The following is a 25001-nucleotide window of genomic DNA, read 5'->3' on the forward strand; positions in this document are numbered from 1 at the left end:
CGAAATTAACCGACCACGACCTCCCCAGGGCGTGATCAGTCAGCGATCGCAAAAAAGATGGCAGGATGGCAGATGGCCAACCGCGGGGAATCCTAGCGTTGTTTACGGGTGGTTACAACGATGTATACAAAAATATATAGCGTGTGCCGAGATCGGTAGGGAGGGAGGTCGCAATGGTGCCCCTCCGGTCATGCGCGGTCTGTGTAGGAGCAGCCTTGTGCTGCGAAGAGGCCGGTGGCAGCGCTGAAGATTCCCGGTGGGGTCACGGGCCTCTTCGCAGCACAAGGCTGCTCCTACAGTGGAAGGCGTATGCCTTGAGGATCAAACAACGCTCCGAAACCTAGCCCGCCGTCTCAACTTCCAAAAACGCCGCCTCCAACAACTGCCGCGTATACGCATGCTGCGGCGCGTGGAAGATCGCCTGCGCATCCCCTTGCTCTACCACCTGCCCCTGCTTGATCACCATCAACTGATGGCTCAGCGCCTTGACCACTGCCAGGTCATGGCTGATGAACAGGTAGGTCAGGTTGTACTTCTGCTGCAGGCTGCGTAGCAACTCCACCACCTGCCGCTGCACCGTTCGGTCCAGCGCCGAGGTGGGTTCATCCAGCAGGATCAACGCCGGTTTCAACACCAACGCCCGGGCAATCGCAATGCGCTGGCGCTGCCCGCCCGAGAACTCATGCGGGTAGCGGTGCCGTGTCCGCGGGTCCAGCCCCACTTCCTCCAACGCAGCAATGATCGCCGCTTCCTGCTCTTCAGCGGTGCCGATGCGGTGAATTCGCAACCCTTCACCTACGATGTCTGCCACGCACATGCGTGGGCTGAGGCTGCCAAACGGGTCTTGGAACACCACCTGCATTTCTCGCCGCAGCGGGCGTACTGCCTTCTGGTTCATCCCGGCGAGGTCTTGGCCGTGAAAGCGAATGCCGCCCTGGCTTGAAATCAAGCGCAAGATGGCCAGCCCGAGCGTCGACTTGCCCGAGCCACTCTCGCCGACAATCCCCAGCGTCTGCCCCTGGGGCAAGCTGAAGTTGATGCCGTCCACCGCCTTCACATGGTCCACGGTGCGCCGCAAGAAGCCTTTTTTGATGGGGAACCAGACCTTGAGGTCATCCACTTCCAGCAACGGCGCGCCGACTGGGTTGTGGGCAGGTTGGCCGCTGGGTTCGGCATTGATCAGCATCTGCGTGTAGTGATGCTGCGGCGCACTGAACAGCGTCGCGCAATCCGCCTGCTCGACAATCTGCCCGCGCTGCATCACGCACACGCGGTGGGCAATGCGCCGCACCAGGTTCAGGTCATGGCTGATCAACAGCAGCGCCATGCCCAACCGCGCCTGCAGCTCCTTGAGCAGGTCGAGAATCTTCAACTGCACGGTCACGTCCAGCGCGGTGGTGGGTTCGTCGGCAATGAGCAGTTCTGGCTCGTTGGCCAGCGCCATGGCGATCATCACCCGCTGCCGCTGCCCACCCGACAGCTCGTGGGGCAGGGCCTTGAGGCGCTTGCGCGGTTCGGGAATCCCAACCAGCTCCAACAGCTCCAGCGTGCGTGCGGTGGCTTCCTTGCCGGTCAGGCCTTTGTGCAGCAGCAGGATTTCGTTGATCTGCTTCTCGATGCAGTGCAGCGGGTTCAGCGAGGTCATCGGCTCCTGGAAGATCATGGCAATGCGGTTGCCACGGATATGCCGCAAGGCCTTCTCGCTCTGCTGCAGCAAGTCTTTGCCCTCGTAGCGGATGCTGCCGCTGGGGTGGCGGGCGAGGGGGTAGGGCAGCAGGCGCAGGATCGAGTGGGCGGTCACCGATTTGCCCGAGCCGCTCTCGCCGACCAGGGCCAGGGTCTCGCCCTTGCGGATGTCGAAACTGATGCCGTCGACCACCCGGTTGACCTGCTCGCCGGTGACGAACTCCACCGCGAGATCACGCACTTCGATCAGGTTGTGTTCGCTCATGTCATTTCCTTGGGTCGAAGGCATCGCGGGCGGATTCGCCGATGAACACCAGCAAGCTCAGCATCACCGCCAGCACGGCGAATGCGCTGATGCCGAGCCATGGCGCCTGCAGGTTGGATTTGCCTTGGGCGACGAGTTCGCCCAGCGACGGCGAGCCAGCGGGCAGGCCGAAGCCGAGGAAGTCCAGGGCGGTCAGCGTGCCGATGGCGCCGGTGAGGATGAACGGCATGAAGGTCATGGTCGAGATCATCGCGTTGGGCAGAATGTGCCGGTACATGATCGCGCCATTGCGCATGCCCAGGGCGCGGGCGGCGCGCACGTATTCAAGGTTGCGGCCACGCAGGAACTCGGCGCGCACCACGTCCACCAGGCTCATCCACGAGAACAGCAGCATGATCCCCAGCAGCCACCAGAAGTTGGGCTGCACGAAGCTTGCGAGGATGATCAGCAGGTACAGCACCGGCAAGCCCGACCAAATCTCCAGAAAGCGCTGACCGGCCAGGTCGACCCAGCCGCCATAAAAGCCCTGCAAGGCCCCGGCGATGACGCCGACGATGGAACTGAGGATGGTCAGGGTCAGGGCGAACAGCACCGACACGCGGAAGCCGTAGATCACCCGCGCCATCACATCACGGCCCTGGTCATCGGTGCCCAGCCAGTTGTCCGCCGAAGGCGGGGCGGGGGCCGGGACCTTGAGGTCGTAGTTGATGCTTTGGTAACTGAAGGGGATTGGCGCCCACAGCACGAAGCTGTCTTTCTTGGCCAGCAGTTCGCGGATGTACGGGCTCTTGTAGTTGGCCTCCAGCGGGAACTCGCCGCCAAAGGTGGTCTCCGGGTAGCGCTTGAACGCAGGGAAGTACCACTCGCCGTCGTAACGCACGGCAATCGGTTTGTCGTTGGCGATCAGCTCGGCGCCCAGGCTCAGGCCGAACAGGATGAGGAACAGCCACAACGACCACCAGCCGCGGCGGTTGGCCTTGAAGCGCTCGAAGCGCCGGCGGTTGAGAGGGGACAGTGCCATGTCAGTGCTCCCGGCTGGCGAAGTCGATGCGTGGATCGACCAGGGTGTAGGTCAGGTCGCCGATCAGTTTCACCACCAGCCCTAGCAGGGTGAAGATGAACAGGGTGCCGAAGACCACCGGGTAGTCGCGGTTGATGGCCGCCTCGAAGCTCATCAGGCCCAGGCCGTCGAGCGAGAAAATCACCTCGATCAGCAGCGAGCCTGTGAAGAAGATGCCGATGAAGGCCGAGGGGAAGCCGGCGATCACCAGCAGCATGGCGTTACGGAACACATGCCCGTACAGCACCCGCGAGCGGCTCAGGCCCTTGGCCTTGGCGGTGACCACGTACTGCTTGTTGATCTCGTCGAGGAAGCTGTTTTTGGTCAGCAGGGTCATGGTGGCGAAGTTGCCGATGACCAGTGCGGTGATCGGCAGCACCAGGTGCCAGAAGTAGTCGAGCACCTTGCCGGTGGTGGACAGTTCATCGAAGTTGTTCGAGGTCAGCCCCCGCAGCGGGAACCAGTCGAAGTAGCTGCCACCGGCGAACAATACAATCAGCAGGATGGCGAACAGGAACGCCGGGATGGCGTAGCCGACGATGATCGCCGAACTGGTCCAGACGTCGAAGTGGCTGCCGTGGCGCACGGCCTTGGCGATGCCCAGGGGGATGGACACCAGGTACATGATCAGGGTGCTCCATAACCCTAGCGAGATCGACACCGGCATCTTCTCGATGATCAGGTCGATGACCTTGGCATCGCGGAAGAAGCTGTCGCCAAAATCCAGCTGGGCGTAGTTCTTGATCATGATCCAGAGGCGTTCGGGCGGTGACTTGTCGAAGCCGTACATACGCTCGATCTCGGCAATCAGCGCCGGGTCCAGGCCCTGCGCGCCGCGGTAGCTGGAACCGGCCACCGAGACTTCGGCGCCGCCGCCGGCGATGCGGCTGGTAGCGCCTTCGAAGCCTTCGAGCTTGGCGATCATTTGCTCGACCGGGCCGCCGGGCGCGGCCTGGACGATGATGAAGTTGATGATCAGGATGCCGAACAGGGTCGGGATGATCAGCAGCAGGCGGCGCAGGATATAGGCCAGCATCTCAGTTGGCCTCGCCCGCGGAGGCATCGGTGACGGCTGGGGTCACGCCAGGCTTGATCCACCAGGTGTCGATGCCGATGTCGTACTTGGGCGACACGCTCGGGTGGCCGATGTGGTTCCAGTAGGCCACGCGCCAGGTCTTGATGTGCCAGTTGGGGATCACGTAGTAGCCCCACAGCAGTACGCGGTCGAGCGCCCGTGCGTGGTTGATCAGGCTCTGGCGTGAGTCAGCGTTGATCAACTGTTCCACCAGTTGGTCGATGGCCGGGTCACGCAGGCCGATGAAGTTGCGGCTGCCGGGGTTGTCGGCGGCGGCGCTTGACCAGAACTCGCGCTGTTCGTTGCCCGGCGAATTGGATTGCGGGTAACCGCCGACGATCATGTCGTAGTCGCGTGAGCGCAGGCGGTTGATGTATTGCGAAACGTCGACCCGGCGGATGTTCAGGTCAATGCCCAAGTCGGCAAGGTTGCGTTTGAACGGCAGCAGAATGCGCTCGAATTCGGTCTGGGCCAGCAGAAACTCGATGGACACCGGCTTGCCGTCCTTGTCGACCATCTTGTCGTCGACGATTTTCCAGCCGGCCTCCTGCAGAAGCTTGTAGGCCTGGCGCTGCTGTTCACGGATCATGCCGCTGGCGTCGGTGACCGGGTTGTGGAACGCCTCGCTATAGACCTGCTCGGGCACCTTGCCGCGCAGCGGTTCGAGTATTTTCAGCTCGTCAGGGGAGGGCACGCCCCTGGCGGCCATGTCGGAGTTTTCGAAGTAGCTGCCGGTGCGGGTGTAGGCACCGTTGAACAGCTGCTTGTTGGTCCACTCGAAGTCCAGCAGCAGGCTCAGCGCCTGGCGCACGCGGATGTCCTGGAAGACCGGTTTGCGCAGGTTGAAGATGAAACCCTGCATGCCGGTGGGGTTGCCGTTGGGCAGCTCTTCCTTGATCAAGCGGCCATCGCGGACCGCCGGGACGTTGTAGGCGGTGGCCCAGTTTTTTGCGCTTACCTCGAGCGCGTAGTCGAACGCCCCAGCCTTCAATGCCTCCAGCGCTACGGCCGTGTCGCGGTAAGCGTCGAAGGTCATGGCATCGAAGTTGAACTGACCACGGTTGATCGGCAGGTCCTTGGCCCAGTAGTCCTTGACCCGCTCGTAGCGGATGGTACGCCCGGCCTTGACCTCGGCGACTTTGTACGGGCCGCTGCCCAGCGGTATTTCCAGGTTGCCGCGGTTGAAGTCGCGGTTTTCGTACCAGTGTTTGGGTAGCACAGGCAGCTGGCCGAGAATCAGCGGCAGTTCGCGGTTGTTCTGGTGCTTGAACTTGAACAGCACCCGCAGCGGGTCTTCGGCGACCACTTCGGCAACGTCGGCGTAGTACTGGCGGTACAGCGGCGCGCCGTCCTTGATCAGGGCATTGAAGGTGAAGACCACATCGTCGGCACGCATCGGGTGGCCGTCATGGAAGCGGGCTTCGGGGCGCAGGTAGAAGCGTACCCAGCTGTTGTCCGGGGCTTTTTCGATCTTGCCGGCAACCAGGCCGTATTCGGTGAACGGCTCGTCCTGGCTCTGGCGCATCAGGGTGTCGTAGATGACGCTGATGTTTTCGGCGGCCACACCCTTGTTGATGAAGGGGTTGAGGCTATCGAAGCCACCGAAGCTGGACTGGCGGAACGTGCCGCCCTTGGGCGCATCGGGGTTCACGTAGTCGAAATGCTTGAAGTCGGCGGGGTATTTCGGCGCCTCGTCGTAGAGCGTCAGTGCGTGTTGGGGGGCGGCCAGCGTGGGCAGGCTCAGGCACGCGAGCAGCAGGCTGCCGGCCAGCTGGCGCAGGCGGTGCGTTGGCATCATTTGGCTTTCTCCGAAGGCTTGATCCACCAGCTGTTCAGCCCGAGGGTGTAGGGCGGCGTGGTGACAAAGGCGAACCGGTTGCGGTAGGCCAGGCGGTGATTGTCGAGATACCAGTTGGGGATCATGTAGTACTGCCATGAAAGCACGCGGTCCAAGGCGCGGGCGGCGGCGACCTGGTCGTCGCGGGTGCGCGCGGCGAGCAAGGTGTCGAGCAGGTGGTCGACCACCGGGTCCTTGACCCCAGCATAGTTCTTGCTGCCCTTGGTCGCGGCTTGGCTTGAGTGAAAGTACAGCCACTGTTCTAGGCCTGGGCTCAAGGTCTGGTTCAGGGTCATCAGAATCATGTCGAAATCGAACTGGTCCAGGCGTTGTTTGTACTGGGCGCGGTCCACGGTGCGCAAGCGTGCGTCGATACCGATGCTGGACAGATTTTCGACATAAGGTTGCAGGATACGTTCGAGGTTCGGGTTTACCAGCAGCAGCTCCAGGCGCAACTGCTGGCCTTTGCTGTCCACCAGGCGCTGGCCGTTGAGCTTCCAGCCCGCTTCGCCGAGCAGGGCCAGGGCTTGGCGCAGGGTTTGGCGGTTGATGCCGCGGCCATCGGTCTGGCTGACCTTGTAGGGCTCGCTGAAGAGCTGTTCGGGCAGTTGGTCGCGGAACGGTGCCAGCAGCAGCCATTCCTTGCCGGTGGGCAGGCCGCTGGCGGCGAATTCGCTGTTGGGGTAGTAGCTGGTCGAACGGCGGTAGGCGCTGCTGAACAGGGCGCGGTTGGTCCACTCGAAGTCGAGCATCAGGCCCAGTGCCTGGCGCACGCGCGGGTCGCTGAACGTGGCCCTGCGGCTGTTCATGAACAGGCCTTGGGTCTGGGTCGGAATACGGTGCGGGATCTGTGCCTTGATCACCTCGCCGCGGCGCACCGCCGGGAAGTTGTAGCCATTGGCCCAGTTTTTGGCCTGGTGTTCGATATAGATATCGAATTCGCCGGCCTTGAACGCTTCGAACGCCACGGTGGCGTCACGGTAGAACTCGTATTCGACCCGCTTGAAGTTGTACTTGCCACGGTTGACGGCGAGGTCCTTGCCCCAGTAGTTCTTCACCCGTTCGAACACCAGCCGCCGGCCAGGCTCAACCTGGGTAATGCGGTAGGGGCCGCTGCCCAGCGGCGGCTCGAAGGTGGTCGCCTTGAAGTCGCGGCCCTGCCAGTAATGCTTGGGCAGCACCGGCATTTCGCCCAGGCGCAGGATCAGCAGCGGGTTGCCGGCGCGCTTGAAGACGAAGCGGATGCGCAAGGGGCCAAGTATGTCTACCCGTTGCACTTCCTGCAGGTTGGTGCGGTAGAGGGGGTGGCCATCCTTGAGCAGCGTGCGATAGGAGAACGCGACGTCCGCCGAGGTGATCGGGTGGCCGTCATGGAAGCGTGCCTGCGGGCGCAGGTTGAACACGACCCAGCTGCGGTCCTCGCTGTACTCCACCGAGCGTGCGATCAGGCCGTAGCTTGAGGTCGGTTCGTCGCCCGACGGGTCGTACTGCCCGGTGCCGATCATCAACGGCTCGTTCAGCTCGCTGATGCCATATTGCTGGAAGTTTGGCGTGGTAATCGGGCTCGATCCCTTGAAGGTGTAAGGGTTGAGCGTGTCGAAGGTACCGAATGCCATAGCCCGCAAGGTGCCGCCTTTAGGCGCTTGCGGGTTGACCCAGTCGAAGTGGGTGAATGTAGCTGGGTACTTGAGCGTGCCGAACTGCGCGTATCCGTGGCTTTCGCTCACCATCGCGACGGCGGGAAAGCTCAAGGCCAGGCTGATTGACAGCAGGAGGGGACGTATCAAGTCGGCATCCGATCCAGAGGCGTTGGGCTTTGATCGAGTACAGTAACAGCTTGGTGGGGTTGGAAAAAGAGAGGTTTTGAAGGCGGTATTGGCGGGAAAGCCCAGTGCAGGTAACGCTGTACCTGTAGGAGCAGCCTTGCGACGCGAAAGGGCCGCTGCGCGGCCCCTGGCGTTACATCAATGCGACAGGTAAACCGTCAGCGTCTGACCGGGTTTTAGCGCATGCCCGCTGCGCGGGTTCCAGCGTTTGAGGTGCTTCATCTCGACATTGAAGCGCTTGGCCACGAGGTACAGCGAGTCGCCCTTGCGCACCTTGTATTGGGTTGAACGCTGCGAAGACGCCGCTACCCGGTTGCCCGCGGCGCTCGGCGCATTACCACCGCGCAGTGCCAATACCTGGCCTGCCTTCAGGCTGTTGCCCGACATGCGGTTCCAGCGCTTGATGTCCCGGACCGACACCCGGTTGGCCTTGGCGATGCTGCCCAAGTTGTCGCCCCGTTTTACCCGGTAGCTGCGCGCGGCCGTCGCGGGTGCCTTGGCTTCGGCCACGGCGCGGGCGAACACGGCCTTGTTCGGTTGCAGGCTGACCAATTGCTCAGGCTTGAGGTTGGACAGGCTGGCGGACAGCAATTGCGCCTTGGCAGTCGGTACCAGCAGCTGCTGGGGGCCGTCCACGGTCATGCGCTTCTTGAAGGCCGGGTTGAGCTGGATCAGTTCGTCTTCGTCGATGTCGGCAAAGGCGGCAACGCGCGACAGGTCGAGGCGATCGTTAATGGCCACCGCCTCGAAGTAGGGTTCGTTGGCGATCGGGTTCAGGTTGACGCCATAGGCGTCAGGCGTGGATACCACCTGCGACAGGGCCAAAAGCTTGGGCACGTAGTCGCGGGTTTCCTGCGGCAGTGGCAGGTTCCAGTAGTCGGTCGGCAGGCCGAGCCGTTCGTTGCGTTCGATCGCACGGCTGACGGTACCTTCACCGGCATTGTAGGCCGCCAGGGCCAGCAGCCAGTCACCGTTGAACATGTCGTGCAGGCGGCTCAGGTAGTCCAGTGCGGCGTTGGTCGACGCGGTCACGTCGCGGCGGCCGTCGTAGAAATTGGTCTGGCGCAGGTTGAAGTGGCGCCCGGTGGACGGGATGAACTGCCACATGCCCGCTGCATGGGCACGGGAGTAGGCCATCGGGTTGTAGGCGCTTTCGATGGCTGGCAGCAGGGCCAGTTCCAGCGGCATGTCGCGCTCTTCGAGGCGTTCGACGATGTAGTGCAGGTAGAGGCTGCCACGCTCGCCCGCGCTTTCGATGAAGCGTGGGTTGCTGGCAAACCACAGGCGCTGCTGTTCGATGCGCGGGTTGACGTCGATGCTGTCCTGCAGGGCGAAGCCTTGGCGCATGCGTTCCCACACGTCCTGCGGCGCCTGCTCGGCTGGTTTGACCAGCAGCGGTGCCGGTTTGTGCTTGATCCGCGCCTGGTAGTTGTGCGCGCGAACGCTATCGGATTCGTCGAGCTGACGGGTGCTCTGGCAGCCCACCAAGGTGGCGGCCAGGGCAAACGCACTGATCTGGGCCAGGCGCGTCAGGGCGACGGAATGAGAGGTTCTGCGGCTACGGGAAGGCATCGGCTGGGACAGGTTTCCGGGCGAAAAATTTCGGCGATTCTAGAAACCGCTACCCGCCGGGTCAACCGTTGTGCCGCACATGCGATATATCTTGAGGTTATCAGAAGGTGTCCTTCCAAGACCTCAAGGCAGCAAAAACAGCGACATGCGTGGTGTTTGAATGTCCCTTCCATTCGTCTGCTTTTTGTTTAACGGATGTTTCAGTCGTGCGAATAAAGGGGTTCGTCAGGCGTTCCAAGCCGATCGTTGATGGCAATGTGATGCGATTTTCGGCGCGCAGCTGGGTAACCTCGTCGAAGCGTTGCAGAACGTGCAGGTTTTGCGGTTCGACGGCTTTGGCAAAACGCAGGTTGCTCAGCGTGTATTCGTGGGCGCAATACACCTCGGTGTGCTCGGGCAGGGCGGCCAGGCGCTGCAGCGACGGGTGCATCTGTTCGGCGGTGCCCTCGAACATGCGCCCACAGCCGGCCGCGAACAGGGTATCGCCACTGAACAGCAGGGGCGTTGCCGGTTGCGCCGAATAGAAGGCGATATGGCCAAGTGTGTGCCCGGGCACGCCGATGATCTGGAAGGGCACGCCGAGTACCGTGATTTCATCGCCGTCCGCCAGCGCTACATCGCGGGCGGGGATGCGCTCGTTGGCCGGGCCGTAGACCTTGGCATCGGTCAGTTGCTTGAGCCGTTCGACACCGCCGACATGGTCGTTGTGGTGGTGGGTGACCAGAATATCGGTCAACACCCAGTCGGGGTGGGCCGCCAGCCATCCTTCCACTGGGCCGGCATCGCCAGGGTCGACCACCGCACAGCGGCGTTTGGCAGTATCCTGTAACAACCAGATGTAGTTGTCGGAGAAAGCGGGGAGAGCATCGATCTGTATCATGGTGCGGATCCGTATCGCCAAGCGTGGGACATGAGGGCATCTTAGCCGCGATGGCGTGGCGCGAGAACCTTCGAGGGAGAACGCAATGACCGACCAAGCCTTTGCCCAGGCCGACCCCGACTGGGTCGAGCTGATCAGCCTGGCCCGTGAGTGGTTCAACGGCCCGCTCGGGCAACTGATGCTCAAGGAAGAAGAAAAACTGCTGGAAGAAGAGCTCGGGCGCTTCTTCGGCGGTTACCTGGTGCACTATGGGCCCTGCGCCGAAGCGCCGCCCAGCGCCCCTCAGGTGCAACGCAACGTGCGCCTCGGGGCACCGCTGCCGGGGGTGGAGATCGTCTGTGAGGAGCAAGCCTGGCCGTTGAGCGAGCACGCCGCCGACGTGGTGGTGCTGCAGCATGGCCTGGACTTCAGCCTGTCACCCCATGGCCTGTTGCGCGAGGCCGCCAGCGCCGTTCGCCCGGGTGGGCATCTGCTGATCATCGGTATCAACCCCTGGAGCGGGTGGGGCATGCGCCACCTGTTCAGCCATGGCGCCCTGCGCAAGGCGCGCTGTATCTCGGCGTCGCGGGTGGGCGACTGGCTCAACCTGCTGGGCTTCGCGCTGGAGAAACGCCGCTTCGGGTGCTATCGTCCGCCGCTTGCCTCGCCGGCCTGGCAGCAACGCCTGGCGGGCTGGGAACGCGCGGCAGGCAACTGGCAAACCTCGGGCGGCGGCGTCTACCTGCTGGTGGCGCGCAAGATGGTGGTCGGCCTGCGGCCGTTGCGCCTGGAGCGCCGCGAACCCATGGGCAAACTGCTGCCGCTGCCGCTGGCCAAGGTCAACCGTACGGCGGCCAATCCTGATTCTGAAAAGCACTGAACAAGAGTGGTACATGAGCGATAGCGTCGAAATGTTTACCGATGGCGCCTGCAAGGGCAACCCGGGCCCTGGCGGCTGGGGCGTGCTGATGATCTACAAGGGCGTCGAGAAGGAACTGTGGGGCGGCGAACGCGAGACCACCAACAACCGCATGGAGCTGATGGCCGCGATCCAGGGCCTGATGTCGCTCAAGCGTGAATGCGAGGTGGTGCTGACCACCGACTCGCAGTACGTGATGAAGGGCATCAACGAATGGATGGTCAACTGGAAGAAGCGCGGCTGGAAGACCGCCGCCAAGGAGCCGGTGAAAAACGCCGACCTTTGGCAACTGCTCGACGAACAGGTCAACCGGCACAAGGTGAGCTGGAAGTGGGTGCGCGGCCACATTGGCCACCCGGGCAACGAACGCGCCGACCAGCTGGCCAACCGTGGGGTGGATGAGGTGCGCGCCGCGCGCTGAGCTGGGGTACAATCCTCGGCTTTGTCACTTTTGTCACTGAAGCAAGTGGGAGCCCCCGCGTGGAGCAGCAGCAAGATAAACGCCTGGTCATTCTCGATACCGAAACCACCGGTATGCCGGTCAGTGAAGGCCATCGCATCATCGAGATCGGTTGTGTCGAGGTCATTGGCCGTCGCCTGACCGGGCGGCATTTCCACGTCTACCTGCAACCCGATCGCGAGAGTGACGAAGGCGCCATTGGTGTTCACGGCATCACCGACACCTTCCTGATCGGCAAGCCGCGGTTCGCCGAGGTCGCCGAGGAGTTCTTCGAATTCATCCAGGGCGCCACGCTGGTCATCCACAACGCGGCGTTCGACGTCGGCTTCATCAACAACGAGTTCGCCCTGCTGGGCCAGCACGACCGCGCCGACCTTTCGCAGCATTGCACCATACTCGATACCCTGCTGCTGGCGCGTTCCCGGCACCCGGGGCAGCGCAACAGCCTCGACGCCCTGTGCAAACGCTACGACATCGACAACTCGGGCCGTGAGCTGCACGGCGCTTTGCTCGACTCGGAACTGCTGGCCGACGTCTACCTGGCGATGACCGGTGGCCAGACCAGCCTGTCGCTGGCTGGCAATGGCGCTGAAGGTGATAACGAAGGGCAGGGCAGTGGCGGCAGCGAGATTCGCCGCATTACCGGCCGTGCGCCCGGGCGGGTGATCATGGCCAGTGCCGAAGAGCTCGAGGCGCATGCCGAGCGGCTGGCGGCAATTGCCAAGTCGGCCGGGGCGCCTTCGATGTGGCAGGCGTTGACCGAGGCCTCTGCGGGCTAAACCCCAGCACACAAGGCCGCACCTGCAACTACCCTGAAAAGGACAGCCCGTCCTTCAGAGGTAGTTGCCTGATGTACAAGGACCTCAAGTTCCCCATCCTCATCGTCCACCGTGCGATCAAGGCCGACAGCGTCGCCGGTGACCGCATACGGGGGATTGCCGAAGAGTTGAGCCAAGATGGCTTTGCCATTTTGGCCGCAGCGGACCACGCCGAAGCGCGACTGGTCGCCGCCACCCATCACGGCCTTGCCTGCATGCTGATCGCAGCCGAAGGCGTGGGCGAAAATACCCACCTGCTGCAGAACATGGCCGAGCTGATTCGCCTGGCCCGCTTGCGCGCGCCAGACCTGCCGATTTTCGCCTTGGGCGAACAGGTCACCCTGGAAAACGCCCCCGCCGAGGTCATGAGCGAGCTGAACCAGTTGCGCGGCATTCTGTATCTGTTCGAAGACACCGTGCCGTTTCTCGCACGCCAGGTGGCCCGCGCTGCCCACGGCTACCTCGACGGCCTGCTGCCGCCCTTTTTCAAAGCCCTGGTGCAGCACACCGCGCAATCCAATTACTCCTGGCATACACCGGGCCACGGCGGCGGCGTGGCTTATCACAAGAGCCCTGTTGGCCAAGCCTTCCATCAGTTTTTTGGGGAAAACACCCTGCGCTCGGACTTGTCAGTCTCGGTGCCAGAGCTGGGTTCGTTGCTTGATCACACCGGCCCGCTGGCCCAGGCAGAGGCCAGGGCCGCGCGTAATTTTGGTGCCGACCACACCTTCTTCGTGATCAACGGCACCTCCACCGCCAACAAGATCGTCTGGCACGCCATGGTCGGCCGTGATGACCTGGTGCTGGTGGACCGCAACTGCCACAAGTCGGTGGTCCACGCGATCATCATGACCGGGGCCATCCCGATCTATCTTTGCCCGGAACGCAATGAGTTGGGCATCATCGGCCCGATCCCGCTCAGTGAATTCAGCCCAGCTTCGATCCAGGCAAAGATCCAGGCCAACCCCCTGGCCCGTGACCGCGGGCAGCGCATCAAGCTGGCGGTGGTGACCAATTCCACCTACGACGGCCTGTGCTATCACGCCGGGCTGATCAAGCAGACGCTCGGTGCCAGCGTCGAGGTGCTGCACTTTGACGAGGCCTGGTTCGCTTATGCGGCGTTTCATGAATTCTTCGAGGGGCGCTACGCCATGGGCACGGCTTGCGCGGCCGACAGCCCGCTGGTGTTCAGCACCCATTCCACGCACAAGTTGCTGGCGGCGTTCAGCCAGGCGTCGATGATTCATGTGCAGGACGGCGCCAGGCGCCAGCTGGACCGGGACCGCTTCAATGAAGCGTTCATGATGCACATCTCGACCTCGCCGCAGTACAGCATCCTGGCGTCGCTGGACGTGGCCTCGACCATGATGGAAGGGCCGGCCGGGCGCTCGCTGTTGCAAGAAATGTTCGACGAGGCGCTGAGCTTTCGCCGCGCGCTGGCCAATTTGCGTACGCACATCGCTGCCGCCGACTGGTGGTTCAGCATCTGGCAGCCGCCGACGGCAGAAGGCATCCAGCACCTGGCCGCGCAGGACTGGCTGCTGCAGCCAGGGGCAGAGTGGCATGGTTTTGGGGAGGTGGCGGGCAACTACGTGCTGCTCGACCCGCTGAAGGTGACCTTGGTCATGCCCGGTTTGAGCGCAGGCGGTGTGCTGGGCGAACAGGGTATTCCGGCAGCGGTGGTCAGCAAGTTTCTCTGGGAGCGTGGGCTGGTGGTAGAAAAGACCGGCCTGTACAGCTTCCTGGTGCTGTTCTCCATGGGCATCACCAAGGGCAAATGGAGCACCTTGCTGACCGAGTTGCTGGAGTTCAAGCGCCACTACGATGGCAACACGCGGTTGAGCGCCTGCCTGCCCAGTGTGGTGGCAGCCGATGCCTCACGTTATCAGGGGATAGGGCTGCGCGACCTGTGTGACCAGTTGCACGAATGCTACCGCGCCAATGCCACGGCCAAGCAGCTCAAGCGGCTGTTCACGCGTTTGCCGGAGGTGGCTGTCAGCCCGGCCCGGGCGTATGACCAGATGGTACGCGGCGAAGTGGAGGCCGTCCCGATCGAGGCCCTGCTGGGACGGGTAGCGGCGGTGATGCTGGTGCCGTATCCGCCTGGCATTCCGTTGATCATGCCGGGAGAGCGGTTCACCGAAGCGACCCGCTCGATACTCGACTACCTGGCATTTGCCCGGGCGTTCAACGATGGCTTCCCCGGATTCGTCGCCGACGTGCATGGCCTGCAGAACGAAAACGGTCGCTACACCGTGGATTGCATCAAGGAATACGAATGATCTCGACGCCGGTCTGTGCCAGCTCGAAACGGTTTTCGCCCAGGTGGTTGACCCGATCGCCGATGGCCAGGCGATAGGTAGTGATTGGCGCGCCCAATGTGCTGCCGTCGACCTGGAGGGTCGACTCTTGGAACTCGTGGACGGGGTAGATGCGGCCTTCGGCGTCACGGGCGTGGAATTGGCCGACCATTACTGCTGCCATTTGGGTGAAAACCTCTGAATTACGTAAGAAATGTCTGGAAACATAGACCGTACAAGATACCCGGAAGTTTTCGCCGGGTGGAAAAAAAACCAAAGCGCCGAGAAACGGTCATCTATAACTACAACGTCCTCTTAGCCAGCAAAGGTTGGAAATCGCCATGAGCCAGGTGTATTCGGTAGCGGTCGTCGTCGGCAGCTTGCGCAAGGATTCCTACAACCGCAAGGTAGCCCGCGCACTTTCGGAGCTGGCGCCGTCCAGCCTTGCCTTGAAGATTGTCGAGATTGGCGATCTGCCCCTATATAACGAAGACGTCGAGGCCACCGCGCCAGCGTCCTGGAAGCGCTTTCGTGACGAGATTAGCCGCAGTGACGCAGTGCTGTTCGTCACGCCGGAGTACAACCGTTCGATGCCGGGTTGCCTGAAGAACGCAATCGATGTTGGCTCACGCCCTTATGGCGAAAGCGCTTGGAGCGGCAAGCCGACGGCAGTGGTGAGTGTGTCGCCGGGGGCCATTGGCGGCTTTGGTGCCAACCATGCCGTGCGCCAGTCGCTGGTGTTTCTCGATATGCCTTGCATGCAGATGCCTGAGGCGTACCTAGGGGGCGCGGCGAACCTGTTCGAGGAATCCGGCAAACTCAACGATAAGACGCGGCCGTTTCTGCAGGGGTTTGTCGACAAGTTCGCTGCGTGGGTGAAGTTGAACAGGGCGGTCTGAAGCCCTGTTCAGGTGCGGGGGCGCATGGCGGCCCCGGCGTTTATCGGAAGCTGTATGAAACCCCCGCATAAACCCCAAACCCTTCACCCGGCGTCGAGCGGGCAATGTCCTGCCCGGCGTCGTTGTAGCCTGGCGTTACTGTCGCGGCGTAGCGTTTGTTGGTCAGGTTGCGCAGGTCCAGCCAGGTCTGCCAGTCCTGTTTCGGTGAGTCCCAACCCAGGCGCGCGCCCAGCAAGGCATAGGCGTCGGCGTGATAGCTGTTGGCATAATCCACCTGCACCTTCGACGCCATCTGCGTGTTGACCCCGGCATAGAAGCCGTTGGGCCAGTCATAACGCAGCTCACCCTGGTAGTAGTGCATGGGGATGCCTGGCAGGCGGTTGTCACCGAACTGCTCGTCGTCACGGTAGTGGAAGTCACTGAAGGTGTAGGCCTGGCGCAGGCTCAGCTTGCCTGTGCCTGCTCGCTCCCACAGCGTAGTGTCCAGGCCTGCCTCGACACCCTGGTGCACGGTGGCGCTGGCATTGATCTCTTTGGCCGGCAGGCCTGGCACGATTTCCACGGCCAACAGTTCGTGGCGCACTTGCGAGTAATACCAGGCCAGGTCCCAACGCCCCAACGCCGAGTCGCCGCGCGCGCCGAGCTCCAGCGTGGTGGCTGTCTGATTTTGCAGGTCGATCGGCTGCGTCGCTACCGGTGAGCTCCAGATCAGCGACCAGGGGTGGGGCGGCTCGACCGAGCGGCTCAGGTTGCCGTAAACCTGCAGTTGCGGGCTGATGTCGTAGCGCAGGCCCAGGCGCGGCGCGTAGTCCCAGTCATGCTGGCTGACCTTGCCACCCGTGAGCGGGTAGCTGACGTCGCTTTCGCGGCGGGTATAGATCATCGCCAGGCCGGTGGTCAGCCACAGGTCCGGGATCAGCTCCAGATCGTTGCCTGCATGTAACACGGTGTCCGAGCCCTGGTAGCTGAAGTCGCGGCTGCGTGCGCCGAAGTTATCGCCGCTGGTGCGGGCAAATTGCGAAGCACCACTGTTGGGCAGGTGTTTGGTGGTTCGCCAGCCTAGGGTGGTTTTGCTCTCGCGACCCAGCAGGGTGTCGCGGCGGAAGTAGTTCAGGGTGCCGCTGACATCGGTGTAAGCGACCTTCAGGCGCATCGGGCCTTCGCGCAGGTCCATTGGGAAGTCGTGATAGACCAGCCCGGCTTCCACCCGGGCATCGTCCTCGAGGTAGAAGGTGGTCTTGTTGGCCACCCAGGTGCTGCCCGGTTGCGGGCGGCTGTCGTCGCGCGCCAGGTAGGCCGCGTTGGCGGCACGCGGGTCATGCTTGATCTGGTCCTTGGTCAGGCGCCCGGCCAGGTCGTTCTCGGTTTCCCGGTAGCGCAGGTAGAAACGCGTTTCCAGGTTCGGGTTGAAACGGTAGCCGACGTTCGCGGCAATACCTTTGGCACTGCCACTGCTGTGCACCTGATAGCCGTCGTATTCCGAGTCGGTCAGCGCCACGTAGTAATCGAGGTTGCCCAGCACCTGCCCAGAGCTGATGTGCCGATGCTGGTAGCCGCGGCTGCCGACCTCGTATCGCACCTGCAAGGGCGCGGCATCGTAGCCGGTATGGGTGACGTAGTTGATGGCGCCCCCCAGGGCCAAGGCGCCTTGATCGAAGCCATTGGCCCCGCGCAAAACCTCGGCACGGCTCAGCCACAGGGGCTCGAACAGCTCGTATGGGGTACCGCCTGGGCCGGTGAGCGGCAAACCGTCGAACATCGTATAGACCCCGGAGCCGTGCGCCCCGGGTGCCCGGTTGATGCCCGACCCACGGATCGACAGCTTGATACCGTCATTGCCCGCCGACTGCGCGAACACGCCAGGCTGGTAGGCGAGTACATCCTGGTTACTGGCGACCCGGCCTTGCCCCACACGCTGCATGTCCACCAGGTTGCTGGCGCCTGGGATTTCGCGCAAACGCTCGCTGGCGGCCGTCAGTTCGCTTTGCTCCTCGTCGGTGATCAGCACCTGGCCCAACTCGACCGATTGTGCGGCCAGGGCCGGTGGCGTGGCGGTGATGGCAGCCAGCAGGCCAAGGCAAGACGAGAGGGGTAAAACGGAACGCATCGTACGACTCCAGGCGAAAGGCGAATGGACAACGGCGTTGAGACGAGCGAAACGGCGCTTGGAGCACGAAGAACTGCAGTAAATCTCGCGCAACCTTCGTCAGACGGTTTTGTAGGCAAGTTCTTTACAAGTTGCTCGGCTGGAGGGGGGGCGGGGTGCTTCGTAAGGTGTTTGCAGATCGGCAGTGATGCCTCTCTCAAACACTCGTGGAGTTCAACGATGAATGACAACGCACGACACTCGCTCGAATCCCTCTCGGATTCACCCATCCACCTGACGCCGCGTGAGCGGCAGGTATTGCTGTGGTGTGCCTACGGCAAGAGCTCGTGGGAAATTGGCCAGATACTGGAGTGCAAGGAGTCAACGGTGAACTTTCACGTTGCCAATATCTTGCGCAAGTTCGATGTGCCTACACGCGTGGCGGCCGTCATCAGGGCGATTCGCTACGGCATGCTGGCCGAGCAGTGAGGGGGGATGAACATGAATCAGCGTCCAGCAACTCATCTTGAACCTACTGCCGTAGGGCCCCGGTTCCCAGACTGCCATGACCCGTTCTGGCCGCGCCTGGAGCTGTCGGCATTGCGTGAGCGCTTGCAGCTTCGGCCCGATACCAGCCAGGCGCATTTCGAGGTTGCAGCACAATGCGCCGCTATCGATGCAGCGCGAGAGTTCGCGCGTTGGCGCGCGGCACTGCGTGAGCGGGGCTATAAGCGTCTGGAGGATGTGTCTGGGCACGATCATGGGCGGGCACTGCTGGTTTGTTACACGCGCTTTGTAGAGGCCTCGATCCTGCGAGATCTGCGCGAAGTTCCCCACCGGAAGGCGTCGCGCAGGGGAGGTGCTTATGCGTGAATGCACATTGTTCGAGGGCCTGTTCGTGGCCGCTTTGGAGCTAGTGGGCATGGATGGCACGGTCCTGTTCAGCGCGTTGTTGGGGGCCCTGTTGGTCAGCGCGGCCCGAGACCGCTTGATCACCAACACATCCAGGCGGCTTACGATCTGCAAGAAAGGGCTGCTGGTGTTCGTGACCGTAGGTGTGGGCCACCTGTTCGAGCCCTTGGTGACGTCCCTGGCACCCATGCTTACCCGTGGCATGGCTGCCTTCGTGGCAGCCGTGGTGGTAATCCCGATCAGCCTAAAGGTCATGGCTTCGCTGGATGCGCTGGACCCGAAGGAAATCATCCAGCGTTGGCGACGCAGAGGTTAACGGCTGAGGGTTTCAGGCAGGTGTTTGGCAAGCGCGCTCAGTTGCTGTTCCAGTTGTTGGATACGTTGTTTGTCCTGGATGAGCAGCAGCACCGCCTGGCGGTCGTCTGCAGAAAGCGTGCGTAGCCGCTCGAGCATGTCCCACTCCCAGTCATCCTTTTCAGCGTTGCGATGTTGAACAGGTTCACCCAGCAGCAGCCAGTCGAGGGAGCACGCATGCTGCCTGGCGATTTCTATGCATATTGAGTATGGAATGCTGTCGCGAACCTTCCAGCTGCTCAACGTCTGCGGGCTGATGGCCAGCGCTATGGATAGCTCAGCATCGGTCTTGCACCCCATCAAAAGCTTCAGGCGCGCAAGTACAGGCGAGAGCAAGTTAGTACTCATAACAAATATCCATGTCTGGTTTAATGATATTCCATGGGCTTAAACTAATCGCTATGAATACAGCCCTGCGTTTTTAAGGAGCATTTCTGCAATGAGAAGCATCAAACCGAAGAATACAGTCACTTATGCAGTAAATACTGACACAACTAAACGATCATTCTCACAGATCAACAGCGTATGTAATGCCAGCAGGTGCCTATCGTGAGTACGTATAAGCTGGTCTGCCCGCATTGCAACAGCCGTATGCGCATACGTACCAGTGAGGGGCGCCATATATTTCTTCGGGTCGCCTACCTGCAATGCACCACCGAGGCCTGTGGCTGGTCAGTGCGAGCCGAGTTTGAAATGACCCATGAACTTTCTCCCAGCGGTATGCCTAACCCTGAAGTCCACCTGCCATCGGCCAATGGCGACCTGCGCAGGGCCGCATTGCCTGAAGCGGTCGAGTAGACAGCCCCTTTGGCGCAGAAAAAAAAACACCCCGCATGAGCGGGGTGTTTTGTCTTGCAGGGCTGATCAGCCGATCAGTTGCAGGCCGGCCTGCTGAACCATTTCCAGCAGCGGTTGCGGGTACACACCGAGCACGAAGGCCAGGATAGCGATGGCCAGCAGCATGACGCCGCCGGTGCGCTGTTCCCACTTCAGCGGGGCATCGTGACGACGCAGGTTTGGCTCGACCAGGTACAGGGTGACCATGACGCGCAGGTAGTAGTAAACACCGATGGCGCTACCGATCACCAAGGTGCCGACCAGCCACCACAGGTGCGACTCGACGCCGGTGGCGATGATGTAGAACTTGCCGATGAAGCCTGCAGTCAGCGGGATGCCGGCCAGCGACAGCATCATCACGGTCAGCACGGCAGTCAGGTACGGACGGCGCCAGAACAGGCCACGGTACTCGTACAGGGCGTCAGCATCACGGCCGCCGTAAGGCGAGGACATCAACGTGATGACGCCGAAGGCACCCAGGCTGGTGATCACGTAGGTGACCAGGTACACGCCCATGGCTTCCAGGGCCAGGCCCTTGCTGGCGACCAGGGCGATGACCAGGTAACCGAAGTGGGCGATCGACGAGTAACCCAGCAGACGCTTGAGGTTGCTCTGGGTCAGTGCCAACAGGTTACCGACCAGGATCGAAGCCACCGCGATCACCGCCAGAACGGTGCTCAGCACGCCGCTGCTGGCAGCAGGGGAGAGCATGAACAGGCGCACGACCACGGCGAATACCGCAACCTTGCTGGCGGTGGCCAGGAACGCAGCGACGGGCGCCGGAGCACCTTCGTACACGTCCGGGGTCCACAGGTGGAACGGCACCAGCGACAGCTTGAAGGCCAGGCCGACCAGCATCATGCCCAGGCCCAGTTGTGCGACCAGGCTTGGCATGTTGGTGGCTGCCAGGGCTTTACCGATCTGGTCGAAGCTCAGGCTACCGGCATCGGCGTAAAGCAATGCCATGCCGAACAGCAGGAAGGCAGAACCTGCAGCCGACAGCACCATGTACTTGATGCCGGCTTCCAGCGAACGCTTGTTGAAGAAGGCATACGCCACCAGGCCATAGACCGGCACCGACAGCAGCTCCAGGCCGATGAACAGGCCGGCCAGGTGGTTGGCACTGACCAGCACCAGGCCACCCAGTGCCGACATCAGCAGCAGCAGGTAGAGTTCTTCACGGTTGCCCGGGAAGCCTTTGGCGCCTTCGCCAAGGTAGGCATGGGCCAGCGTGACGCAGGCCAGCGTGGCCACCAGGATGATCGCCATGTACAGGCAGGCGAACTTGTCGATGGTGATCAGCGAGGTCACCGCCAGGGGCGCGACCTTCAGTGCTGGCAAGATCGACAGCAAGGCCAGGTTCAGGCCCACGGTGGACAGTAGGAAGGTCTGCGAGTGGTTGCGCTTCCAGGCGATCGCCAGCATCACCACCACCGTGGTGATGGTGGTGATCAGCATCGGCGCCAATGCGATGAAGTGTTGAGTGGTGAATTCCATAGCGCTCTTACCGGGCCGAAGCGAGTTGAGTGAAAGCGGAACCAAGCCACTGCTGCACACCGCTCATGGTGGCGGCAGAAGTGTCGAGGAACGGCTGCGGGTACACACCAAGCACGATCAGCAGCACTGCCAGGCCCAGCACCATGATCAGCTCGCGGCCGTCCATGCCGGCCAGCACGGCGTCGCTTTTGCTTGGGCCGAAGTAGGCGCGGTGGATCATGATCAGCGAGTAGACCGAGCCGAAGACCAGGCCGGTGGTGGCGATCACGGTGATCCACGGCACGCTGGCGAAGCTGCCGATCAGGATCAGGAACTCGCCGACGAAGTTGCCGGTGCCTGGCAGGCCCAGCGATGCGGCGGCGAAGAACAGGCTGATCGCAGGCAGGTAGGCGATGCGGTGCCACAGGCCGCCCATTTGACGCATGTCACGGGTGTGCAGGCGCTCGTACAGCTGGCCGGACAGGATGAACAGCGCGGCTGCCGACAGGCCGTGGGCCAGCATCTGGATCACCGCGCCTTGCAGGGCTTGCTGGCTGCCGGAGTAGATACCGATCAGCACGAAGCCCATGTGCGAAACGCTGGAGAAGGCGATCAGGCGCTTGATGTCGGTTTGCGCGAAGGCCAGGAAGGCACCGTAGAAGATACCGATCAGGCCCAGGGTCATGGCGATCGGCGCAAACTCGGCCGAGGCGTTCGGGAACAACGGCAGGGCGAAGCGCAGCAGGCCGTAGGCCGCCGTCTTCAGCAAGATACCCGCCAGGTCCACGGAACCTGCAGTCGGTGCCTGGGCGTGCGCATCAGGCAGCCAGGAGTGGAACGGCACCACCGGCAGCTTGACCGCGAAGGCGATGAAGAAGCCCAGCATCAGCACGTACTCGACACCGGCCGGCAGTTCGGCCTTGAGCAGATCGCTGTAGTTGAAGGTGAGTACGCCGGTGGTGTTGTAGTTGACCAGCACCAGGCCAAGGATCGCCACCAACATGATCAGGCCGCTGGCCTGGGTGAAGATGAAGAACTTGGTTGCAGCGTAGATCCGGGTCTTCTTGCCGTCTGCGGAGCTGTGACCCCAGAGCGCGATGAGGAAATACATCGGCACCAGCATCATTTCCCAGAAGAAGAAGAACAGGAACAGGTCCAGGGCCAGGAACACACCGACCACACCGCCCAGGATCCACATCAGGTTGAGGTGGAAGAAGCCGACGTGGCGCTGGATCTCTTTCCAGGAGCACAGTACCGACAGTACACCGAGCAGGCCGGTCAGCAGGATCATCAGCAGCGACAGGCCGTCGAGGGCCAGGTGGATGCTGATGCCGAAGCGCTTGATCCACTCGACTTTGTATTCGAGTGCCCAGGCAGGTTCGGCGCCCGGAGCAGGGGCCAGGGTGTAGTCGCCGGTGCCCCACAGGTACAGGCCGATGCCGAGCAGCAGGGACATGGTCAGCAGCGCGATCCAGCGCGGCAGGGTGGCGCCGAAGCGCTCACCCAGCCAGCACAGGAAGCCGCCGATGAAGGGGATCAGGATCAGCCAAGGCAAAATCATGACGGGTTGGTTTCCTTTGGCAAAGTCGCAAGATTCATAGTCATACCGCGGCCACTACCACAGCGCCGAGTACCAGCACGGCGCCGACGGCGATCGAGGCGGTGTACCAACGCAGCTGGCCGGTCTCGGTCTTGCTCATGGCGACGTGGCCGCCACGGGCCATCCGAGGGATCAGGCCGATACTGCGGTCAACCGGGTCCTTGCGCAGGATGTGGCTGATCAGCAGGTAAGGTTTGACGAAGAGCTTGTCGTAGATCCAGTCGAAGCCCCAGGCAGCGAACCACCAGGCCGACAGGACGCGGCCGATGCTGCTGTTGGCGACGGCGCTGACGAAACGACGCTTGCCCAGGAACAGCAGGGCCGACAGCAGGATACCGGCGATGGCGATGGCACCCGAGGCGATCTCCAGCGAGTGCTTGGCGTCGCCACCGGCATGGCCGGCGCTTTCAGGCAGTACACCGGCCAGTGGCGGGGTGATCCAGGCGCCGACGAAGGTCGACAGCACGATCAGCACGCCCAGCGGCAGCCAGTGGCTGATGCCGTGGCCCGCGTGGGCTTCGGTCTTGGCTTCGCCGTGGAAGGCGATGAAGATCAGGCGGAAGGTGTACAGCGAGGTCATGAACGCACCGACCAGGCCGGCGTACAGCAAACCGGTGTTGCCGCTGGCGAAGGCTTCCCAGAGGATCTCGTCCTTGGAGTAGAAGCCCACGGTGACGATCGGCAGGGCAGCCAGGGCGGCACCACCGACCACGAAGCTGGCGTAGGCCAGCGGCAGTTTCTTCCACAGGCCGCCCATCTTGAAGATGTTCTGCTCGTGGTGGCAGGCAACGATCACCGCACCGGAGGCAAGGAACAGCAGGGCCTTGAAGAAGGCGTGGGTCATCAGGTGGAAGATCGCCGCGTCCCAGGCGCCAACGCCCAGGGCCAGGAACATGTAGCCGATCTGGCTCATGGTCGAGTAGGCGAGGATACGCTTGATGTCGGTCTGAACCAGCGCGGCGAAGCCGGCCAGTACCAGGGTCACACCGCCGACTACGCCGACCAGGTGCAGGACGTCCGGCGCCAGCAGGAACAGGCCGTTGGTACGGGCGATCAGGTATACGCCCGCGGTCACCATGGTTGCGGCGTGGATCAGTGCCGAAACCGGGGTCGGGCCCGCCATTGCGTCGGCCAGCCAGGTCTGCAGCGGCAGCTGGGCCGATTTACCGACCGCGCCACCCAGCAGCATCAGGGTAGCCAGGACCATCCAGGTGTCACCCGCCTGGAACTTCTGCGGTGCCAGCACCAGCAGTTCCTGCACGTTCAGGGTACCCAGCTGGGCGAACAGGATGAACAGGCCGATAGCCATGAACACGTCGCCGATACGGGTGACGATGAAGGCCTTGAGTGCTGCGTTACCGTTGTTGCGGTTGCTGTAGTAGAAACCGATCAACAGGTACGAGCACAGGCCCACGCCTTCCCAGCCGAAGTAGATGAACAGCAGGTTATCGCCCAGCACCAGGAACAGCATGCTGGCGATGAACAGGTTGGTGTACGAGAAGAAGCGCGAGTAACCGGCTTCGCCACGCATGTACCAGGACGCGAACAGGTGGATCAGGAAGCCTACGCCGGTGACCACGCCGAGCATGGTGACCGACAGGCCGTCCACGTACAGGGTGAAGTTCGGCGCAAAGCCGTCCACCGACATCCACTGCCACAGCAGCTGGCTGTACGCACCGCCTTCAGGCGGGGCGACATTGAACTGCCAGATGACGTAGGCGGCTGTCGCGGCCGAGAGGCCCACCGAGCCGACGCCGATCAGGGCGGACAGGTTCTCCGAGAACCGCCCGCGCGAGAACGACAGCAGCAAGAAGCCGATCAGGGGGAAGACGAAAGTCAGGAAGATAAGGTTCATCCGCGCATCTCACTGGCAGCATCGATGTCGAGAGTGTGGAAGCGGCGATACAGCTGCAGCAGGATAGCCAGGCCAATACTGGCCTCGGCGGCTGCCAGGCTGATCACCAGAATGAACATCACCTGCCCGTCGGGTTGGACCCAACGGGCACCGGCGACGATGAACGCCAGGGCAGAGGCGTTCATCATGACTTCCAGGCTCATGAGCACGAAGAGGATGTTGCGGCGGACCATCAGGCCAACCAGACCTAAGCAGAACAGGATGCCGGCGACCGCCAGACCATGCTCGAGAGGGATAGCACCCAT

The 25001-nt window shown here is 62.4% G+C and carries 23 protein-coding genes; 9 read left to right on the forward strand and 14 right to left on the reverse strand.

The genetic code is table 11. The annotated features are described in order from the left end of the window. Positions 1 to 340 precede the first annotated feature (340 nt). From HU750_RS14500 to gloB, 7 genes are all read right to left on the reverse strand, one after another. Positions 341 to 1951, reverse strand: a complete 1611-nt coding sequence (locus HU750_RS14500; protein ID WP_186680757.1) for an ABC transporter ATP-binding protein — start codon at positions 1949 to 1951, stop codon at positions 341 to 343. Between the two features lies 1 nt (position 1952). Then, on the reverse strand, positions 1953 to 2972 hold the full coding sequence (locus HU750_RS14505) for an ABC transporter permease (RefSeq protein ID WP_027592834.1): 1020 nt from the start codon (positions 2970 to 2972) through the stop codon (positions 1953 to 1955). Between the two features lies 1 nt (position 2973). Beyond that, positions 2974 to 4047, reverse strand: a complete 1074-nt coding sequence (locus HU750_RS14510) for a microcin C ABC transporter permease YejB (protein WP_027592833.1) — start codon at positions 4045 to 4047, stop codon at positions 2974 to 2976. A gap of 1 nt (position 4048) precedes the next feature. Continuing rightward, positions 4049 to 5884, reverse strand: a complete 1836-nt coding sequence (locus HU750_RS14515; protein WP_027592832.1) for an extracellular solute-binding protein — start codon at positions 5882 to 5884, stop codon at positions 4049 to 4051. Beyond that, positions 5881 to 7710, reverse strand: coding sequence for an extracellular solute-binding protein (locus HU750_RS14520; RefSeq protein ID WP_202883852.1), 1830 nt, complete (start codon positions 7708 to 7710; stop codon positions 5881 to 5883). The genes HU750_RS14515 and HU750_RS14520 overlap by 4 nt, the downstream gene beginning before the upstream one ends. A 177-nt stretch (positions 7711 to 7887) precedes the next feature. Continuing rightward, positions 7888 to 9321, reverse strand: a complete 1434-nt coding sequence (locus HU750_RS14525; protein WP_186680759.1) for a lytic transglycosylase domain-containing protein — start codon at positions 9319 to 9321, stop codon at positions 7888 to 7890. 100 nt (positions 9322 to 9421) lie between these two features. Continuing rightward, complete coding sequence (gene gloB / locus HU750_RS14530) at positions 9422 to 10201, reverse strand: hydroxyacylglutathione hydrolase (RefSeq protein ID WP_186680762.1); 780 nt, start codon at positions 10199 to 10201, stop codon at positions 9422 to 9424. An 85-nt stretch (positions 10202 to 10286) separates the two neighbouring features. Between gloB and HU750_RS14535 the strand changes: the two genes are divergently transcribed. The 4 genes from HU750_RS14535 (at position 10287) to ldcA (ending at position 14659) form a co-directional block, all read left to right on the forward strand. Next, on the forward strand, positions 10287 to 11060 hold the full coding sequence (locus HU750_RS14535; protein WP_186680764.1) for a class I SAM-dependent methyltransferase: 774 nt from the start codon (positions 10287 to 10289) through the stop codon (positions 11058 to 11060). 13 nt (positions 11061 to 11073) lie between these two features. Further along, positions 11074 to 11520: a ribonuclease HI gene (rnhA, locus tag HU750_RS14540; protein ID WP_027592827.1), complete on the forward strand. Its 447-nt coding sequence runs from the start codon at positions 11074 to 11076 to the stop codon at positions 11518 to 11520. 59 nt (positions 11521 to 11579) lie between these two features. After that, positions 11580 to 12338, forward strand: a complete 759-nt coding sequence (gene dnaQ / locus HU750_RS14545) for a DNA polymerase III subunit epsilon (protein WP_085272590.1) — start codon at positions 11580 to 11582, stop codon at positions 12336 to 12338. Positions 12339 to 12409: 71 nt separating this feature from the next. Next, the gene (ldcA, locus tag HU750_RS14550) at positions 12410 to 14659 is read left to right on the forward strand and encodes a lysine-specific pyridoxal 5'-phosphate-dependent carboxylase LdcA (protein ID WP_186680767.1); all 2250 of its coding nucleotides are present in this window, start codon (positions 12410 to 12412) and stop codon (positions 14657 to 14659) included. Here the strand turns inward: ldcA and HU750_RS14555 are convergent. Next, positions 14643 to 14861, reverse strand: a complete 219-nt coding sequence (locus HU750_RS14555; protein WP_027592824.1) for a hypothetical protein — start codon at positions 14859 to 14861, stop codon at positions 14643 to 14645. The genes ldcA and HU750_RS14555 overlap by 17 nt on opposite strands. 157 nt (positions 14862 to 15018) lie before the next feature. Here HU750_RS14555 and HU750_RS14560 point away from each other — a divergent pair, with 157 nt between their 5' ends. Next, the gene (locus tag HU750_RS14560; protein ID WP_186680769.1) at positions 15019 to 15576 is read left to right on the forward strand and encodes an NADPH-dependent FMN reductase; all 558 of its coding nucleotides are present in this window, start codon (positions 15019 to 15021) and stop codon (positions 15574 to 15576) included. A gap of 40 nt (positions 15577 to 15616) precedes the next feature. Here HU750_RS14560 and HU750_RS14565 read toward each other — a convergent pair whose 3' ends face one another. Then, entirely contained in the window at positions 15617 to 17683 is a 2067-nt protein-coding gene (locus HU750_RS14565) for a TonB-dependent receptor family protein (RefSeq protein WP_186680771.1), read from the reverse strand. Positions 17684 to 17902: 219 nt separating this feature from the next. Between HU750_RS14565 and HU750_RS14570 the strand changes: the two genes are divergently transcribed. Genes HU750_RS14570 through HU750_RS14580 form a run of 3 tightly spaced genes read left to right on the forward strand, consistent with a single transcriptional unit; the run spans position 17903 to position 18890 of the window. Next, positions 17903 to 18151 (forward strand): helix-turn-helix domain-containing protein, encoded by a 249-nt coding sequence (locus HU750_RS14570; protein WP_186680774.1) that lies wholly within the window; start codon positions 17903 to 17905, stop codon positions 18149 to 18151. 12 nt (positions 18152 to 18163) lie between these two features. Continuing rightward, entirely contained in the window at positions 18164 to 18535 is a 372-nt protein-coding gene (locus HU750_RS14575) for a head completion/stabilization protein (RefSeq protein ID WP_186680891.1), read from the forward strand. Beyond that, complete coding sequence (locus HU750_RS14580; protein ID WP_186680776.1) at positions 18528 to 18890, forward strand: hypothetical protein; 363 nt, start codon at positions 18528 to 18530, stop codon at positions 18888 to 18890. Before HU750_RS14575 ends, HU750_RS14580 begins: the two co-directional genes overlap by 8 nt. Here HU750_RS14580 and HU750_RS14585 read toward each other — a convergent pair. Then, complete coding sequence (locus tag HU750_RS14585; protein WP_186680779.1) at positions 18887 to 19276, reverse strand: helix-turn-helix domain-containing protein; 390 nt, start codon at positions 19274 to 19276, stop codon at positions 18887 to 18889. The genes HU750_RS14580 and HU750_RS14585 overlap by 4 nt on opposite strands. Positions 19277 to 19477: 201 nt before the next feature. On the opposite strand from HU750_RS14585, the gene HU750_RS14590 reads away from it, so the two are divergent. Then, positions 19478 to 19726: an Ogr/Delta-like zinc finger protein gene (locus HU750_RS14590; RefSeq protein ID WP_081717454.1), complete on the forward strand. Its 249-nt coding sequence runs from the start codon at positions 19478 to 19480 to the stop codon at positions 19724 to 19726. Positions 19727 to 19792: 66 nt separating this feature from the next. Here the strand turns inward: HU750_RS14590 and nuoN are convergent, their stop codons facing one another. From nuoN to nuoK, 4 genes are read right to left on the reverse strand one after another with little or no spacing between them, the layout of a single operon-like run. Further along, positions 19793 to 21262, reverse strand: a complete 1470-nt coding sequence (gene nuoN, locus HU750_RS14595; protein WP_186680781.1) for an NADH-quinone oxidoreductase subunit NuoN — start codon at positions 21260 to 21262, stop codon at positions 19793 to 19795. Positions 21263 to 21269: 7 nt separating this feature from the next. Next, the gene (nuoM, locus tag HU750_RS14600) at positions 21270 to 22802 is read right to left on the reverse strand and encodes an NADH-quinone oxidoreductase subunit M (RefSeq protein ID WP_186680783.1); all 1533 of its coding nucleotides are present in this window, start codon (positions 22800 to 22802) and stop codon (positions 21270 to 21272) included. Between the two features lie 40 nt (positions 22803 to 22842). Next, on the reverse strand, positions 22843 to 24696 hold the full coding sequence (nuoL, locus tag HU750_RS14605) for an NADH-quinone oxidoreductase subunit L (RefSeq protein ID WP_027592816.1): 1854 nt from the start codon (positions 24694 to 24696) through the stop codon (positions 22843 to 22845). Then, entirely contained in the window at positions 24693 to 25001 is a 309-nt protein-coding gene (gene nuoK / locus HU750_RS14610) for an NADH-quinone oxidoreductase subunit NuoK (RefSeq protein ID WP_008096201.1), read from the reverse strand. The genes nuoL and nuoK overlap by 4 nt, the downstream gene beginning before the upstream one ends.

Origin of the sequence: Pseudomonas sp. SWRI50 (assembly GCF_014269095.1) — a bacterium.
GTDB lineage: Bacteria > Pseudomonadota > Gammaproteobacteria > Pseudomonadales > Pseudomonadaceae > Aquipseudomonas > Aquipseudomonas kermanshahensis.

What these genes read in the sequence shown, in the direction of transcription:
- gloB (WP_186680762.1), bottom strand. Translation starts at nt 10,201, where the DNA reads ATGATACAGATCGATGCTCTCCCCGCTTTCTCCGACAACTACATCTGG.
- HU750_RS14525 (WP_186680759.1), bottom strand. Translation starts at nt 9,321, where the DNA reads ATGCCTTCCCGTAGCCGCAGAACCTCTCATTCCGTCGCCCTGACGCGC.
- HU750_RS14515 (WP_027592832.1), bottom strand. Translation starts at nt 5,884, where the DNA reads ATGATGCCAACGCACCGCCTGCGCCAGCTGGCCGGCAGCCTGCTGCTC.
- HU750_RS14570 (WP_186680774.1), top strand. Translation starts at nt 17,903, where the DNA reads ATGAATGACAACGCACGACACTCGCTCGAATCCCTCTCGGATTCACCC.
- HU750_RS14500 (WP_186680757.1), bottom strand. Translation starts at nt 1,951, where the DNA reads ATGAGCGAACACAACCTGATCGAAGTGCGTGATCTCGCGGTGGAGTTC.
- HU750_RS14505 (WP_027592834.1), bottom strand. Translation starts at nt 2,972, where the DNA reads ATGGCACTGTCCCCTCTCAACCGCCGGCGCTTCGAGCGCTTCAAGGCC.
- HU750_RS14565 (WP_186680771.1), bottom strand. Translation starts at nt 17,683, where the DNA reads ATGCGTTCCGTTTTACCCCTCTCGTCTTGCCTTGGCCTGCTGGCTGCC.
- rnhA (WP_027592827.1), top strand. Translation starts at nt 11,074, where the DNA reads ATGAGCGATAGCGTCGAAATGTTTACCGATGGCGCCTGCAAGGGCAAC.
- nuoL (WP_027592816.1), bottom strand. Translation starts at nt 24,696, where the DNA reads ATGAACCTTATCTTCCTGACTTTCGTCTTCCCCCTGATCGGCTTCTTG.
- HU750_RS14575 (WP_186680891.1), top strand. Translation starts at nt 18,164, where the DNA reads ATGAATCAGCGTCCAGCAACTCATCTTGAACCTACTGCCGTAGGGCCC.
- HU750_RS14560 (WP_186680769.1), top strand. Translation starts at nt 15,019, where the DNA reads ATGAGCCAGGTGTATTCGGTAGCGGTCGTCGTCGGCAGCTTGCGCAAG.
- HU750_RS14535 (WP_186680764.1), top strand. Translation starts at nt 10,287, where the DNA reads ATGACCGACCAAGCCTTTGCCCAGGCCGACCCCGACTGGGTCGAGCTG.
- HU750_RS14585 (WP_186680779.1), bottom strand. Translation starts at nt 19,276, where the DNA reads ATGAGTACTAACTTGCTCTCGCCTGTACTTGCGCGCCTGAAGCTTTTG.
- HU750_RS14580 (WP_186680776.1), top strand. Translation starts at nt 18,528, where the DNA reads ATGCGTGAATGCACATTGTTCGAGGGCCTGTTCGTGGCCGCTTTGGAG.
- HU750_RS14510 (WP_027592833.1), bottom strand. Translation starts at nt 4,047, where the DNA reads ATGCTGGCCTATATCCTGCGCCGCCTGCTGCTGATCATCCCGACCCTG.
- nuoN (WP_186680781.1), bottom strand. Translation starts at nt 21,262, where the DNA reads ATGGAATTCACCACTCAACACTTCATCGCATTGGCGCCGATGCTGATC.
- ldcA (WP_186680767.1), top strand. Translation starts at nt 12,410, where the DNA reads ATGTACAAGGACCTCAAGTTCCCCATCCTCATCGTCCACCGTGCGATC.
- nuoM (WP_186680783.1), bottom strand. Translation starts at nt 22,802, where the DNA reads ATGATTTTGCCTTGGCTGATCCTGATCCCCTTCATCGGCGGCTTCCTG.
- nuoK (WP_008096201.1), bottom strand. Translation starts at nt 25,001, where the DNA reads ATGGGTGCTATCCCTCTCGAGCATGGTCTGGCGGTCGCCGGCATCCTG.
- HU750_RS14555 (WP_027592824.1), bottom strand. Translation starts at nt 14,861, where the DNA reads ATGGCAGCAGTAATGGTCGGCCAATTCCACGCCCGTGACGCCGAAGGC.